This is a genomic window from Arthrobacter sp. SAFR-044, from assembly GCF_059414985.1.
The window spans coordinates 401,958-414,846 of sequence record NZ_JBPFDN010000003.1 but is presented as its reverse complement, the minus strand read 5'-3'; the positions used below and the strand labels follow the sequence as shown (position 1 = coordinate 414,846).

Below are 12,889 nucleotides of genomic sequence, written 5' to 3'. Positions count from 1 at the left end.
ACGAAGCCAGGCGCTATATCAGAAACCTCCCCCAAAGGCGTAGTGTCAAAGGTAGGAGATTTCGGGATGGCGACAGGATCCGGAGGTTGAATGAATGGGCCCACCGTGCCAAGAGCGGCGGCCGCCAGCCAGGATAAGCAAAGCCTGGCGCAACTACGGATCGAGGCCACATGGCCGGGAATAGCGCACTGACCACCGCCAACGAGTATCAGGACCTGCTTCTGGACAGCCCCGGATTCCCCGAGTTCCTCCTTGGGCTGGCCACTATTACTGCTTCACGGCTTCGCGGGGACGGCAGCCCCTTGGAGTGCTCAATAACCGTGGAGCGCGACGGCGCGCCTTCCACGGTTGCCTGCAGCAGCGAGGAGGGGCACAAACTCGATGAAACGCAGTACGCCCTGGATGCCGGCCCCTGCCTCACCGCCCTGCGCGGGCAGCGGACAGTCCTGGTCAATGACTTCCCTAACGACGACCGTTGGGGACAGTATCTGGACCTCATCGCCGAAGACGATGTGCACTCAGTGCTGGCTGTCCCCATCGTCACCGCCCCCGCCTCCAAGGCCGCACTGAACTGCTACGCCCGCACCATGCACGCATTCGATCCAGCCGTGGTGGTCCTCATCTATTATCACGCCGCGTCGATGTCACGCATCCTCCGACTGGCCCTGAGGCTGCACGCGCCGGAGGTGTTTCCAGACGGCCTGCGCGCCGCGCTGAAGTCCCGTGCCCTTGTTGACGCCGCAGTCTCGTTGGTCATGCTCCAAACCCGTGGCGGCAGGGACGACGCCCTTGGCCTCCTCCAGATAGCCGCCACGTCAAGCAACCGGCGGGTTCAGGAAATTGCGCGTGAAATCGTGGATGGCGGATCTTTCCCCGTCCCGCCAATGGGACGGCAAAGGTGAACGCCGACTGGACCGGGGGCCCTGACCAACTGCTGGAGGCCGACGAACAGCGAAGGGATGTGGCCCGGCGTTTCCGTAACACCCAGCTTCCGATGATGAAACTGTGGACGTACTACTACGGCCTCGGCGGCGACGCCGACGAAATGTCCTTTGACGCCTACCTCAACGAAGCACTCCACCTTCCGGCCTCCCAGGTGGGGCTGATTGCCACGGCCATGAGGGAACTCTGCGAGGGTGGGGACCGATGACCGGCAGTCAGGAGCAGCCGTTCCAGGAACACGAGGGACTGCCTCCGGAAGCAGCGGAATTGTCGCTGCAGCAATTGGTGCTGGACAGCCCCGACATCAAGGCGTTCCTCACTGAACTGGCAATCCTGGCCAGTACGCGGTTGTCCGGCCCCGGGAACACGATCCATAGCGGTGTCACAGTGCTGCGCCACAAAAGACCCCAGGCCGTGGCGGCAAGTGATGCAGCGGCAAAGGCCCTTGACGAACTGCAGAACGGATTTGGCCAGGGCCCGTGCCTTACCGCACTCCAGCAGGGAACCACCCTCCTTGTGCCGGACCTTGCTGCGGAAAGCCGCTGGGAACCCTATGTGCAAACCGCCGTGCAGCACGGCGTGTCCTCGATCCTTGCCGTCCCACTGGATCTGGAGGGGGATGCAGAAGCAGTGCTGAATCTCTACTCGGGCCGCAGCAACGGCTTCTCCGGCGAGGACATCGCAACCGTGGAGTCATTCGCGGCCCAGGCCGCCATTTCACTGCGGCTGATCCTGCGGATCTCGCAGCTGAGGGAAGCCCGAAATGATTTAACCGCTGCAATGCAGTCACGCACCGTCATCGACATGGCAGTAGGGGCCGTTATGGCCCAGAACCGCTGCGACCGGGATACCGCCTTCAGCATCCTCACGCGCGCTTCGAGCACCCGGAACATCAAGCTCCGGGAAGTGGCAGCAACCGTCATCACCTCAATTTCCGGGGAACGAAGGATTACGGCCTACTTCGACGAGTAGCTGTGCCGCCGGTCACACGTGATGAGATTCACTCGCAATAAATGCGCGATTTGGTTGAGTCGGCTCATCCGCCACGGGCACTATGGATAGGCAGGGCCGGAAACATCCGCCCTTGACATCCTGGTGACGCAACGAGGCCCACCGGTGAGCAGAGGCCACCGACCCTCCGAGCGCGGACAGGCCATTGCCGGACACCAATCCGGCTTGACACAGGAAAGTACTGAACAATGACGTTTAACACTGCCGAATCCGTGACGCTGAAGATCTGGGACCGGGCTTCCCTCCACGAAACCCTCGATTCCGCGGTCTCGGACCTCTCCTCGCGCCACAACACCACCAGCTGCCGCATCGCCGTCACCTGCAGCGGACCCAACACCTTCACTTTGAGCGTGCGCGGGAATGAGCCGGCCCTGGCCCTCTAAGCGGACCACCCGTAAGGGCGCTGACGACGGCGGGACCACCCGCCGTCGTGAGCGCCTTTTTTGGGCCTTGCCACGTCGAACGGCGGTACAGACGGGCGTAGCATTCGTCAGGTAAAGACAAGCGACGGGAAGGGCACATGGCTACCCAGCAGAAGGGCACCACATTCAGGCTTGAGTCGCTGGCGCTGCCCGTCATCCAGGCACCGATGGCCGGCGGACCCTCCACCACGCACCTGGCCGCGGCCGTCAGCGAGGCCGGCGGGCTGGGCTTCCTTGCGGCAGGCTACAAGACCGCGAAGGCTGTGCGTGCCGAAATTGAAGCAGTCAGGGGACAAACGGCTAAGCCCTTCGGTGTAAACCTGTTCGTGCCCCAAGCGTCCGTCATCAGCCCGGCGTCCCTGCAGCAGTACGCCGATTCGCTGGCCCCTGACGCTGAACGCTTCGGGGTGACCCTGGGCGAGCCGAAGCATGACGATGACGACTGGAACCAAAAGCTCGAAGTATTGCTGGACCTTGCACCTGCCGTTGTTTCGTTCACCTTCGACGTCCCCGAATCCAGCGTGGTGGAAGCCCTCCAGCAGCGTGGAATCTATGTGGTCGCCACAGTCACTGACCGGGAGGAAGCGCTGCAGGCCCTTGCGGCGGGCGCCGACGCCCTCTGCGCCCAGGGGCCGGAAGCGGGCGGCCACCGCGGAACTTTCAAGGCGGATGTGCCTCCTCCCCTGGTGCCCCTCCACGGGATCCTCGGCGAGCTGTCTGACCTGGAGGTGCCCCTGATCGCAGCGGGCGGCATTGCCACGGCAGAGCACACCCGGGCCGCGCTGGCCGTCGGTGCAGTGGCGGTCCAGGCGGGAACCGCGTTCCTCTGCGCGGATGAAGCAGGAACCAAGGCCGCGCACCGGGCGGCGTTGTCCTCGTCGGACCGTTTCACCACCACGGCCGTCACGCGGGTCTTCTCGGGCCGCAATGCCAGGGGCCTGCACAACGAATTCATGCGCCGCCACGACGGTGAGGCCCCCTACGGCTATCCCGAAATCCACCACCTCACCACCCCGTTACGCGCCGCAGCGGCGGCGGCGCGTGAGCCGGACTGGCTGAATTTGTGGGCCGGCATCAACTACCGGAACTGCGTGGCGGGCCCGGCGGCATCAATTCTGGCGAGCCTTCGGCCGTGAGGCCTGGCACGCCGTGGTCCGCTTCTTAACGCCCGACGGCGGGCCGGCTCCTTGTGGGGCCGGCCCGCCGTGCGTGCCGTGAAAGGGCGGTGGTGCTTTAGAGGGTGGCGGTGTCGATCACGAAGCGGTAGCGGACGTCCGAGGCGAGGACGCGCTCGTAGGCTTCGTTGATCTTGTCGGCCGGGATGACCTCGATCTCGGCGCCCAGGCCATGCTCGGCGCAGAAGTTGAGCATCTCCTGGGTCTCCCGGATGCCGCCGATCATGGAACCGGCGAAGGAACGCCGGCCGCCGATCAGGGCGAAGGCGTTGACGGGAAGCGGCTCCGCGGGGGCGCCGACGTTGACCAGGGCGCCGTCGAGCTTCAGCAGGCCCAGGTAGGAGCTGATGTCGATCGAGGCGCTGACCGTGTTGATGATCAGGTCGAAGGAGCCGGCGAGTTCGGAGAAGGTGTTCTCGTCGCTCGTGGCGAAGTAGTGGTCGGCGCCGAGCTTCAGGCCGTCCTCCTGCTTCTTCAGCGACTGCGACAGGACGGTCACCTCGGCGCCCATGGCGTGGGCCTGCTTGACGGCCATGTGGCCCAGGCCGCCGAGACCGACGACGGCAACGTTCTTGCCGGGTCCGGCACCCCAGTGCCGCAGCGGTGAGTAGGTGGTGATACCGGCGCACAGCAGCGGTGCGGCGACATCGAGGTCGATGCCCTCAGGGATGGTGACGACGAAGTCTTCCGTGACCACGACATGGGTGGAGTAGCCACCCTGCGTGATGGTGCCGTCGCGGTCAACGGCGCCGTAGGTACCAATGTTGCCCTTGAGGCAGTACTGCTCCTCGCCCTTCTGGCAGTTGACGCATTCCTTGCAGGAGTTGACCATGCAGCCGACTCCCACCCGGTCGCCCACAGCGTGCTTGGTGACCGCGGAACCCACCTCTGTGACGATGCCGGCAATCTCGTGGCCGGGAACCAGCGGGTACTGCTGCGGGCCCCAGTCACCGCGGACGGTGTGGATGTCCGAGTGGCAGATGCCGGCGAACTTGATCTCGATCAGGACGTCGTGGGGACCCACCTCGCGGCGCTCGATGGTGGTAGCCACGAGGTCCTCCGTGGCGGACGGGGATGCATAAGCCTTGACGGTAGTCATGGTTCTCCTGTGATCTGTTGGGGGACTTTAAAATGCTACCGGGGTTGTTCGGAGCAACCCCGGAAAATACGGGTGCCAAGGTGGCCCTGTTGTGACTGGTCTTGCGAGTCCTACCCTTGGGCACTGTGGTGGGCAGGGTGTTGCTACGGGCGCAGGAGTACTTTGATGGCGCGGCGTTCGTCCATGGCCTTGTACGCGTCTGCCGCCTGCTCCAGCGGGAGTTCGAGGTCAAAGACCTTTCCGGGATTGATCGTGCCGCTGAGGATCAGGTCGATCAGTTCAGGCAGGTACTGCCTGACCGGGGCCGGACCGCCATGCAGGTGCACGTGCGAGTAGAACAGGTCCCGGCCGGGCAGCGCCACGTCATGGGACACACCGACGAAGCCGACATGGCCTCCTGCCCTGGTGGCGTGGATGGCCTGCAGCATCGACTCCTGCGTGCCCACCGCTTCGATAACGGAGTGCGCCCCGAGGCCACCGGTCAGTTCCTTGATCTTCTTCACGCCCGCGTCACCGCGCTCCTCCACGATGTCCGTGGCACCAAACTCGCGGGCCAGGGCCTGCCGGTCCGCGTGCCGGGACATGGCGATGATCCTCTCGGCCCCCATCTGCCTGGCTGCGAGGACGCCCAGAAGTCCCACGGCGCCGTCGCCTACTACAGCCACGGTCTTGCCGGGGCCCACCTCGGCCGCCTTGGCGGCAAACCATCCTGTGCCCAGGACATCGGAGGCCGCGAGCAGCGACGGTATTTTGTCGGCGTCGGGCATGCCCGGCGTGGCCACCAGGGTGCCGTCCGCCAGCGGGACGCGGAGGTACTCTGCCTGGGAACCGCCCACGCCCTGCCGGTGGACGCATCCGCTCTGGTAGCCGGAGCGGCAGATTTCGCAGGTGTTGTCCGAGGCAAAGAAGGATCCGACGACGAACTGGCCCGGCTGGACATTCTTCACGTCGGCGCCGACTTCCTCGACGATTCCCACATACTCGTGGCCCATCGGCACAGGCTTGGAGAGTTTGTCGGCGCCGCGGTAGGGCCACAGGTCGGACCCGCATACGCAGGCGGCAACGAGTTTGATGACCGCATCCGTTGGCTGCTGGATGGCTGGCTTGTCACGATCCTCGACCCGGACGTCTCCGGGCGCGTGCAGGATGGTTGCGCGCATGCTGGGTCCTCCAAAGGTGAAACGGCTGAAAGGGACATTCCCATCAAACCCGTCCCCGGCACCGTTGGCGAGGGCCCTGCTGTAACTGGTTCTGGCAGAACCTCCTTAGGGCCGTGCCATTGGTCGTAACGTGTTCCCTATGGATAACCGAGCCGAGGTACGGCAGTTCCTGTCCTCACGCCGTGGGCGGATCACACCGGAGCAGGCGGGCATTGAACCCTACGGCGGCCGCCGCCGCGTACCAGGGCTCCGGCGTGAGGAAGTGGCGCGGCTGGCAGGCGTGAGCGTCGACTACTACACGCGCCTGGAGCGGGGGAACCTGCACGGTGTTTCGGACAGCGTCCTGGACGCCATCGCCGGTGCCCTGGAACTGGACCGCGCCGAGCACGACCACCTCTATGACCTGGCCCGGGCAGCCAACACCTCGGGCCGCAAGAGTGCCGCGCGTGCCGGCGGCTCCGCACCGTCAAAGGTCCGGCCGGAGCTGCAATACCTCCTGGACGCCATCACGGAGGCGCCCGCCTTCATCGGCAACAACCGCCTGGACATCGTGGCCGCCAATACCTTGGGCTATGCCCTGTATTCGGACATGTACCGCAATCCGTCGAGGCCGGCCAACCACTCCCGGTTTATCTTCCTGGACCCCCGCGCCCACAACTTCTACACCGACTGGGACCGGGCGGCCAACACCAACGTGGCCATCCTCCGCCGGGAGGCCGGCCGCAATCCCCATGACAAAGGCATTGCCGAGCTCATTGGCGAACTGTCCATGCGCAGTGACGAATTCCGCACGCTCTGGGCAGCCCACAACGTCCGCCGCCACTACGCCGGCACCAAGTTCTTCCAGCATCCCGTGGTGGGGCTCCTTGAGCTGAACTACCAGGTGCTGGGCCTGGAAGAGGACCCGGGCCATACCCTCACCGTCTATCCCGCCACCCCCGGCAGCCCCTCCGAGGAAGCGCTGAAGCTCCTCGCCTCCTGGGCGGTTACGGAGAACATTGCGGGGTCGATACAGGGGCAGGTCAGCGCCTGAACCTGCAAACAGTGTGATACCAACGCTCCAGGCGGGTAGTCCCTAGACTGGCCAATGGACGTTGTATGCCGGGAATGACGAAGGAGCGAAACGATGAGTGGAGTAGTTGTAGTAGGAGTGGACGCCAGTCCGTCGGCACGGAAGGCGGCGGAAGTGGCCCTGGGCTTGGCGGAGTCGCTGGGGGCCTCGCTCCATGTGGTGACCGCCTTTGAGGCCGAGAACGCCGAAACCTTTGGGGTGGGCTCGGACAAAGTGAGGATCTCCAACGCGGACAGTTCGGAGATGGTGGCGAAATCCTTGGGCGCATCGCGGCCGGGAGTGCAGATCACCCACTTCGCCGCCCGCGGCAAGCCGGCTGATTCGCTGATCAAGGAAGCCATCCGCCTGGACGCCCGGGTGATCGTGGTGGGCAACCGGAGGATGCGCGGCATCGGCCGGCTCCTGGGCAGCGTCGCCAACAGCGTGGCGCACAACGCCCCCTGCGACGTCTACATCGCGAACACCTACGAGGACTAAGCTGCCACGCAAGAAGGTGGGCGGACGACGGCGGTACCTCCCGCCGTCGTCCGCCCACCGTCGTTAAGGGTGGTCAGGCCCCGTATTCTTCATCAGTGACGTGCTGGAGCCAGGTGACCACCTCGCCGTTTTCGTCGGCCTCGTGCATGGCGACGTGGGCCATGAACCGCTCCGGGGTTGCCCCGTGCCAGTGCTCCTCCCCCGGCTCGATGTAGACCACGTCGCCGGGGCGGATTTCCTGGACCTGCCCTCCGCGCCGCGCCACCAGTCCGATGCCGTCAGTGACGTAGAGGGTCTGGCCCTTGGGATGGTGGTGCCAGGCGGTGCGGGCACCGGGGGCGAAGCGGACGTGGGCGCACCCGACCGCTGACTGTTCATCGGGGTTGCGGATGCCGTCAATCTGCACGGTTCCGGTAAACCATTCCTTCGGCCCGGCTCCTGTCTGGCCGCCGCTCTTGGTGTACTTCATGTTCTCCTCCTGCTGTTTTGGGTTACTTCAAAATCTGTTGGATGGTCAGGCTGTCCGGTTTGTGACCCGGGAGGTCACGAACGCCAGGACCGACGAGACCGCGAGGACAGCGGCGGCCACCAGGAAGGCGCCGCCGTGGCCGGCGGAGTCGAACAGGACGCCACCCAGCGTTGATCCGACGGCGATCGAGGTCTGGACAACGGCCACCATCAGGCCCCCACCGCCCTCTGCGTCGTGGGGCGTTGCCTCCGCGATCCAACTCCACCAGCCCACCGGAGCGGCCGTGGACAGCAGCCCCCAGACCCCCAGGAAAACCACGACGGCGGCCAGCCAGCCGCCGGTGGGGACCAGGGTGGCGGCGATGACCGCCATGAGCGCCGGGATGGTGACCAGCGTCCGGTACAGGCCCTTCCCCAGGAACCGGCCAATCAGCATGGTGCCTGCAAACCCGGCTATACCCATCACCAGCAATACGAGCGACACCGTGGCCACCTCCACGCCGGTCACCCGCTCCAGGAACGGACGGATATAGGTGAACAGGACGAACTGGCCCATGAAGAAGGTGCCGCAGGCGGCCATCCCCCAGGCGACAGTCGGGCTCTTGAACGCCGCGAAGATTCCGAGGACGTTTCCGGAAGTCCGCTTTTCCACCGCCATGGAAGGAAGGCTGATCCACTGCCAGACCAGGGCGAGCACCGCCACCGGAACCAGGCAGAAGAACGCTCCTCGCCACCCGATGAATGAGCCCAGGTAGCTGCCCAGCGGCGCAGCCAGCACCGTGGCCAGGGCGTTGCCGCCATTGAAGACCGCCAGCGCGCGCGGCACCTGGTGGGCCGGCACCAGCCGCATGGCGGTGGCAGCGGACATCGACCAGAACCCGCCGATGACCACGCCGATGAGGGCGCGGCCGACCATAAAGAGCAGGTATCCCGGGGCCAACGCCACCAGGGCACCGGAGACAGCCATCACCGTCGTCAGGCCCAGCAGCAGGGTCTTGCGGTTCAGGCTGCCGGCCAGCGTGGAGACCGACAGGCTGGTGATGACGGCGAACAGGCCGGAGATCGCGATGCCCTGCCCCACCATCCCCTCGGAGACCCGGAGTTCGGCGGCCATCGGGGTGAGCAGGCTGACCGGCATGAATTCGGAGGCGATCAGCGCGAAGACGCACAGCGACATCGCGAAGACGCCTCCCCAGTGAGCATGGTGCTGCGCTTCTGGTTTTTGGGGCGCGCTGGTACGGGTGACAGTTGTTTCGGGGGCCATGCCTTCCATCAAACCGTTCTCCGGAAGTCCTAGCGAGGGCCCTGGTGTAACGGGTCTTGGCAGACCCCCTTTATGGCAACAACGCCGTGGGACTACGCACTGGTCCCCTGTTGCTGCAGGTTTTGCGGGCTCTTCCGCAGGTCTTTTTCAAGTTCTGCCAGGCAGTAGTCCTTGAACCAATGCCTGATGCGCAGCGGCAGCATGGGGTAGGCCACCGCAAGGACCCGCCATGTCCGGTCGTAGCGGCGCTGGTGGCGGTCGCTCCAGGCGAGGCCGAAGTCCTGCCGCAACTGCTCCGGCAGGAGCCCTGCGGTGAGGAACCTAGCGGAAGGCATGATGGCGCGGTACCAAAGTGCAGTGTGCTTGGGGAACAGCAGGCCGCGTCCCACGCGTACGCCTTCTTCCTCGGCACGGAGGGTTGAAAGCTGCTCCTCCCAGTAGCGGCTGAACGCCGCCCTGTCCTTCGGCCACATGTCCGCTGGAAGCTGCAGGGCGGTGCCGATCCGCGCGTAGTCCCGGTACATCGCATCGGCCGCGCCGTCGTCGAGCGGTCCCTTGATCTTCTCGACGATGGTGAGCGCGGTGTCGTAGAGCGTTGCTGCCACCCAGAGCTGCGGCACCGGATCGTAGGCGTTGTAGCCTGCAGAGGATTCGTCGGGGGCCCGGCGCACCGGAACGTGCGCCTGGTTGACCCTGCGGCGAACCTCCCTGGCCTGTTCCTCGGTTCCGTACACAATGCCGTAGACGTAGGTGAGGGTGCCCTTGAGGCGGTTTACCGGGCGTTGGGTGAACGTGCTGTGCGCCGCCACCCCACGTCCGATCTCAGGGTTGGCAAGCTGCAGCAGGATGGCCCGTCCTGCCCCGGCAAGCAGGATGCCTTCGGCCCGGAAATCGGCATCTCCCTGCACCATGTGAACAGGGTACCCGAGTGGATTGCCCGCTGGACGGGGCCTTTGGCCTGTTGTCCCGGCGGACCTCTGGATTTAACATCCAGCTAGCGGTTTACCGGCCGCAGTGACGTGATCATCCTCTTGATATCGGCGTATTCGGCAGTCTCCCGGTACTTCCGCGCGAGTTCCAGGTAGGGCAGCGTCGGGTCGCCGGGAGTTGCGTTGAGGGCGGGGTCGTAGGACGCACCGAACATGGCAGCATTCGGTGGCCACCTGAAGAACTGGAAGATTGGGCAGGTGTCAGGCCCGGAAGGCGCAGGACCGGACGTGATGCCGTAGCCTGCCGCGGGTGTCTTGTACAGACCCGGCGTCGTAGCGTTTCCACGTGTTTCGAAAAGGAACTGGGGCACCGTGCCGCCCTGGACCAGCGCCGGGATGTCGGCAGCATCCAAAATTTCGTACGGATATCTCTCCGTGCAGGTGGAGCCGGTGGCCATGTTGGTGCGCAGCGTCGCCATGACCTTTCCGGCCTGGTTCCGCACCTCCGCGAAAGCCCCGCCACCTTCGGCCAGTTCCCCTGCCGGATCCTTGACGCTCCAGGTGGCCGGCACGTCGAACGCCATGGTGCCGTCCGCCGTCGTAAACGTGGTCCACTCCGCCGCGCCGGGCGCAGTACTCCCGGGCGCAGTACTCCCGGTGGCAGCCGACGGCGGGAGGCTGGGAGCGCCCGACGGGCTTGGTGCCGTGGGCGGGCTGGTTGCCGTTGCCGGGGTACTGGCAGCGGCGGAGGATGACTGCGGCGGCGGGCTTCCCGGCTGAGGCGAACACCCGGCGAGGGCAAGGGCGACCATGGTTAGGACTGCCGGAAACCTGCGCACCACATCCTCCTTGGGCCTGGCGGTGACCCATTAAGTGTGGCGCGGCGTTCCCGGACGGAGGAGGGCCGGAAGACCCGGCCTGCCTCCTCCCCCGCCCGACGCGGGCGTTACCGCCCTGGCTTTGAATTACCGCTCGAGCAGGGACACGTCGCGGACGGCGCCCTTGTCCGCGGAGGTTGCCATGGCCGCGTAGGCGCGCAGGGCGGCGGATACCTGGCGGTCCCGGTCCTTGGGCTTGTACCCGCCGTTGACCAGGAGTTTCTCGCGGCGTTCGGCCAGGATCTCCTCCGAAACCTCCAGCTGGAGCGAGCGCTGGCTGATGTTGATGCTGATGATGTCGCCGTCCTCTACCAGGGCGATGGCCCCGCCGGACGCAGCTTCCGGGGAGATGTGGCCGATGGACAGGCCGGAGGTGCCGCCGGAGAAGCGGCCGTCCGTGATCAGCGCGCACTTCTTGCCCAGGCCGCGGCCCTTGAGGAAGGACGTGGGGTAGAGCATCTCCTGCATGCCCGGACCGCCCTTCGGGCCTTCGTAGCGGATGACCACCACGTCGCCCTCCTTGACCTGCTTGTTCAGGATCTTCTCTACTGCTTCGTCCTGGGACTCGCACACCACGGCCGGACCGGAGAAGGTCCAGATGGACTCGTCCACGCCGGCGGTCTTCACCACGGCCCCGTCCACTGCGACGTTGCCGCGCAGCACGGCCAGGCCGCCGTCCTTGGAGTAGGCGTGCTCCACGGAGCGGATGCAGCCCTCTGCGGCGTCGGTGTCCAGGGAGGTCCATTCGTTCGACTGCGAGAACGCGGTGGACGAGCGGACGCCGCCGGGGGCCGCGTGCCACAGGGCTTTGGCTTCCTCGGTGGCCTTGCCGCCGCGGATGTCCCAGTCGTCCAGCCAGCCGTCCAGGTCGGCGGAGTGCACGGAGTGGACGTCCTTGTGCAGCAGCCCGCCGCGGTTCAGTTCGCCCAGCAGGGCGGGGATGCCGCCGGCGCGGTGCACGTCCTCCATGTAGTACGTCTTGTCCTTGGCGACGTTCGGGGCCACCTTGGCAAGGCAGGGCACCTGGCGGGACTTGGCGTCCATCTCTGCCAGCCCATAGTCCACGCCCGCCTCCTGCGCCGCGGCCAGCAGGTGCAGGATGGTGTTGGTGGAGCCGCCCATGGAGATGTCCAGGGCCATGGCGTTGTCGAAGGCCTTGGCGGTGGCGATGGAGCGGGGCAGGACGGAATCGTCGTCGCCGTCGTAATAGCGCTTGACGAGCTCGACGACGGTCTCACCGGCCTTCTCGTACAGCGCCTTGCGCGCGGTGTGGGTGGCCAGCACGGAGCCGTTGCCCGGCAGCGAGAGCCCGATGGCCTCGGTGAGGCAGTTCATGGAGTTGGCGGTGAACATGCCGGAGCAGGAGCCGCAGGTGGGGCAGGCGTTCTCCTCGATGAGGTTGATGTCTGCGTCGGAGATGGACTCGTCCACGGCGTCGGCGATCGCGTTCACCAGGTCCAGGGAGCGGACGGAGCCGTCGGTCAGGATCACGCGGCCGGCCTCCATGGGGCCGCCGGAGACGAAGACCACGGGGATGTTCAGGCGCAGGGCCGCCATGAGCATGCCGGGGGTGATCTTGTCGCAGTTGGAGATGCACACCAGGGCGTCGGCGCAGTGGGCGTTGACCATGTACTCCACGGAGTCGGCGATCAGGTCGCGGGACGGCAGCGAGTAAAGCATGCCGGAGTGGCCCATGGCGATGCCGTCGTCGACGGCGATGGTGTTGAACTCGCGCGGCACGGCGCCGGCGGCGAGGATCGCGTCCGAGACAATCCGGCCCACCGGGGCGAGGTGGGTGTGGCCGGGGACGAATTCTGTGAAGGAGTTGGCCACGGCGATGATCGGCTTGCCGATGTCCGAGTTGGCGACGCCGGACGCGCGCAGCAGTGCGCGGGCTCCGGCCATGTTGCGGCCGTGGGTGACTGTTTTAGAGCGAAGTGCAGGCATGCTTACCATCCTGCGGGTTCGGCCGCCGCGGTGGAAGACAGCACT

15 protein-coding genes are annotated in these 12,889 nt (G+C 65.9%); 8 read left to right on the top strand and 7 right to left on the bottom strand.

Going from position 1 to position 12,889, the window contains the following annotated elements; all coding sequences use genetic code 11:
- Positions 1–170: 170 nt before the first annotated feature.
- The 5 genes from ACR65J_RS07005 to ACR65J_RS06985 all read left to right on the top strand — a co-directional run bounded on the left by ACR65J_RS07005 (position 171) and on the right by ACR65J_RS06985 (position 3,511).
- Positions 171–902: a GAF and ANTAR domain-containing protein gene (locus ACR65J_RS07005; protein WP_440167309.1), complete on the top strand. Its 732-nt coding sequence runs from the start codon at positions 171–173 to the stop codon at positions 900–902.
- The gene (locus ACR65J_RS07000; RefSeq protein ID WP_440167308.1) at positions 899–1,150 is read left to right on the top strand and encodes a hypothetical protein; all 252 of its coding nucleotides are present in this window, start codon (positions 899–901) and stop codon (positions 1,148–1,150) included. The genes ACR65J_RS07005 and ACR65J_RS07000 overlap by 4 nt, the downstream gene beginning before the upstream one ends.
- Entirely contained in the window at positions 1,147–1,914 is a 768-nt protein-coding gene (locus ACR65J_RS06995) for an ANTAR domain-containing protein (RefSeq protein WP_440167306.1), read from the top strand. Before ACR65J_RS07000 ends, ACR65J_RS06995 begins: the two co-directional genes overlap by 4 nt.
- A gap of 227 nt (positions 1,915–2,141) precedes the next feature.
- The gene (locus ACR65J_RS06990; RefSeq protein ID WP_440167305.1) at positions 2,142–2,336 is read left to right on the top strand and encodes a hypothetical protein; all 195 of its coding nucleotides are present in this window, start codon (positions 2,142–2,144) and stop codon (positions 2,334–2,336) included.
- 137 nt (positions 2,337–2,473) lie between these two features.
- Positions 2,474–3,511 (top strand): nitronate monooxygenase, encoded by a 1,038-nt coding sequence (locus tag ACR65J_RS06985; protein WP_440167304.1) that lies wholly within the window; start codon positions 2,474–2,476, stop codon positions 3,509–3,511.
- A gap of 97 nt (positions 3,512–3,608) precedes the next feature.
- On the opposite strand, the gene ACR65J_RS06980 is transcribed toward ACR65J_RS06985, so the two are convergent.
- Entirely contained in the window at positions 3,609–4,649 is a 1,041-nt protein-coding gene (locus ACR65J_RS06980) for an NAD(P)-dependent alcohol dehydrogenase (protein ID WP_440167302.1), read from the bottom strand.
- 143 nt (positions 4,650–4,792) lie between these two features.
- Positions 4,793–5,809, bottom strand: coding sequence for a zinc-dependent alcohol dehydrogenase family protein (locus ACR65J_RS06975; RefSeq protein WP_440167300.1), 1,017 nt, complete (start codon positions 5,807–5,809; stop codon positions 4,793–4,795).
- Between the two features lie 139 nt (positions 5,810–5,948).
- On the opposite strand from ACR65J_RS06975, the gene ACR65J_RS06970 reads away from it, so the two are divergent.
- Positions 5,949–6,842, top strand: coding sequence for a helix-turn-helix transcriptional regulator (locus ACR65J_RS06970; protein ID WP_440167298.1), 894 nt, complete (start codon positions 5,949–5,951; stop codon positions 6,840–6,842).
- A gap of 93 nt (positions 6,843–6,935) precedes the next feature.
- Positions 6,936–7,358, top strand: a complete 423-nt coding sequence (locus tag ACR65J_RS06965) for a universal stress protein (RefSeq protein ID WP_440167296.1) — start codon at positions 6,936–6,938, stop codon at positions 7,356–7,358.
- Between the two features lie 73 nt (positions 7,359–7,431).
- On the opposite strand, the gene ACR65J_RS06960 is transcribed toward ACR65J_RS06965, so the two are convergent.
- From ACR65J_RS06960 to ACR65J_RS06945, 4 genes are all read right to left on the bottom strand, one after another.
- Entirely contained in the window at positions 7,432–7,827 is a 396-nt protein-coding gene (locus ACR65J_RS06960) for a (R)-mandelonitrile lyase (protein WP_440167294.1), read from the bottom strand.
- Between the two features lie 45 nt (positions 7,828–7,872).
- Positions 7,873–9,090, bottom strand: a complete 1,218-nt coding sequence (locus tag ACR65J_RS06955; protein WP_440167293.1) for an MFS transporter — start codon at positions 9,088–9,090, stop codon at positions 7,873–7,875.
- Between the two features lie 92 nt (positions 9,091–9,182).
- Complete coding sequence (locus ACR65J_RS06950) at positions 9,183–10,001, bottom strand: oxygenase MpaB family protein (RefSeq protein ID WP_440167291.1); 819 nt, start codon at positions 9,999–10,001, stop codon at positions 9,183–9,185.
- An 83-nt stretch (positions 10,002–10,084) separates the two neighbouring features.
- Positions 10,085–10,603 carry a hypothetical protein gene (locus ACR65J_RS06945; RefSeq protein WP_440167289.1) on the bottom strand — a complete coding sequence of 173 codons (519 nt, stop codon included), beginning with the start codon at positions 10,601–10,603 and terminating at the stop codon, positions 10,085–10,087.
- Here ACR65J_RS06945 and ACR65J_RS06940 point away from each other — a divergent pair.
- Positions 10,581–10,799 (top strand): hypothetical protein, encoded by a 219-nt coding sequence (locus ACR65J_RS06940; RefSeq protein ID WP_440167287.1) that lies wholly within the window; start codon positions 10,581–10,583, stop codon positions 10,797–10,799. The genes ACR65J_RS06945 and ACR65J_RS06940 overlap by 23 nt on opposite strands.
- Positions 10,800–10,984: 185 nt before the next feature.
- Here ACR65J_RS06940 and ilvD read toward each other — a convergent pair whose 3' ends face one another.
- Positions 10,985–12,844 (bottom strand): dihydroxy-acid dehydratase, encoded by a 1,860-nt coding sequence (gene ilvD, locus ACR65J_RS06935; protein ID WP_440167285.1) that lies wholly within the window; start codon positions 12,842–12,844, stop codon positions 10,985–10,987.
- Positions 12,845–12,889 lie beyond the last annotated feature (45 nt).

What these genes read in the sequence shown, in the direction of transcription:
- ACR65J_RS07005 (WP_440167309.1), top strand. Translation starts at nt 171, where the DNA reads ATGGCCGGGAATAGCGCACTGACCACCGCCAACGAGTATCAGGACCTG.
- ACR65J_RS06995 (WP_440167306.1), top strand. Translation starts at nt 1,147, where the DNA reads ATGACCGGCAGTCAGGAGCAGCCGTTCCAGGAACACGAGGGACTGCCT.
- ACR65J_RS06990 (WP_440167305.1), top strand. Translation starts at nt 2,142, where the DNA reads ATGACGTTTAACACTGCCGAATCCGTGACGCTGAAGATCTGGGACCGG.
- ACR65J_RS06985 (WP_440167304.1), top strand. Translation starts at nt 2,474, where the DNA reads ATGGCTACCCAGCAGAAGGGCACCACATTCAGGCTTGAGTCGCTGGCG.
- ACR65J_RS06980 (WP_440167302.1), bottom strand. Translation starts at nt 4,649, where the DNA reads ATGACTACCGTCAAGGCTTATGCATCCCCGTCCGCCACGGAGGACCTC.
- ACR65J_RS06975 (WP_440167300.1), bottom strand. Translation starts at nt 5,809, where the DNA reads ATGCGCGCAACCATCCTGCACGCGCCCGGAGACGTCCGGGTCGAGGAT.
- ACR65J_RS06970 (WP_440167298.1), top strand. Translation starts at nt 5,949, where the DNA reads ATGGATAACCGAGCCGAGGTACGGCAGTTCCTGTCCTCACGCCGTGGG.
- ACR65J_RS06965 (WP_440167296.1), top strand. Translation starts at nt 6,936, where the DNA reads ATGAGTGGAGTAGTTGTAGTAGGAGTGGACGCCAGTCCGTCGGCACGG.
- ACR65J_RS06960 (WP_440167294.1), bottom strand. Translation starts at nt 7,827, where the DNA reads ATGAAGTACACCAAGAGCGGCGGCCAGACAGGAGCCGGGCCGAAGGAA.
- ACR65J_RS06955 (WP_440167293.1), bottom strand. Translation starts at nt 9,090, where the DNA reads ATGGCCCCCGAAACAACTGTCACCCGTACCAGCGCGCCCCAAAAACCA.
- ACR65J_RS06950 (WP_440167291.1), bottom strand. Translation starts at nt 10,001, where the DNA reads ATGGTGCAGGGAGATGCCGATTTCCGGGCCGAAGGCATCCTGCTTGCC.
- ACR65J_RS06945 (WP_440167289.1), bottom strand. Translation starts at nt 10,603, where the DNA reads ATGGCGTTCGACGTGCCGGCCACCTGGAGCGTCAAGGATCCGGCAGGG.
- ilvD (WP_440167285.1), bottom strand. Translation starts at nt 12,844, where the DNA reads ATGCCTGCACTTCGCTCTAAAACAGTCACCCACGGCCGCAACATGGCC.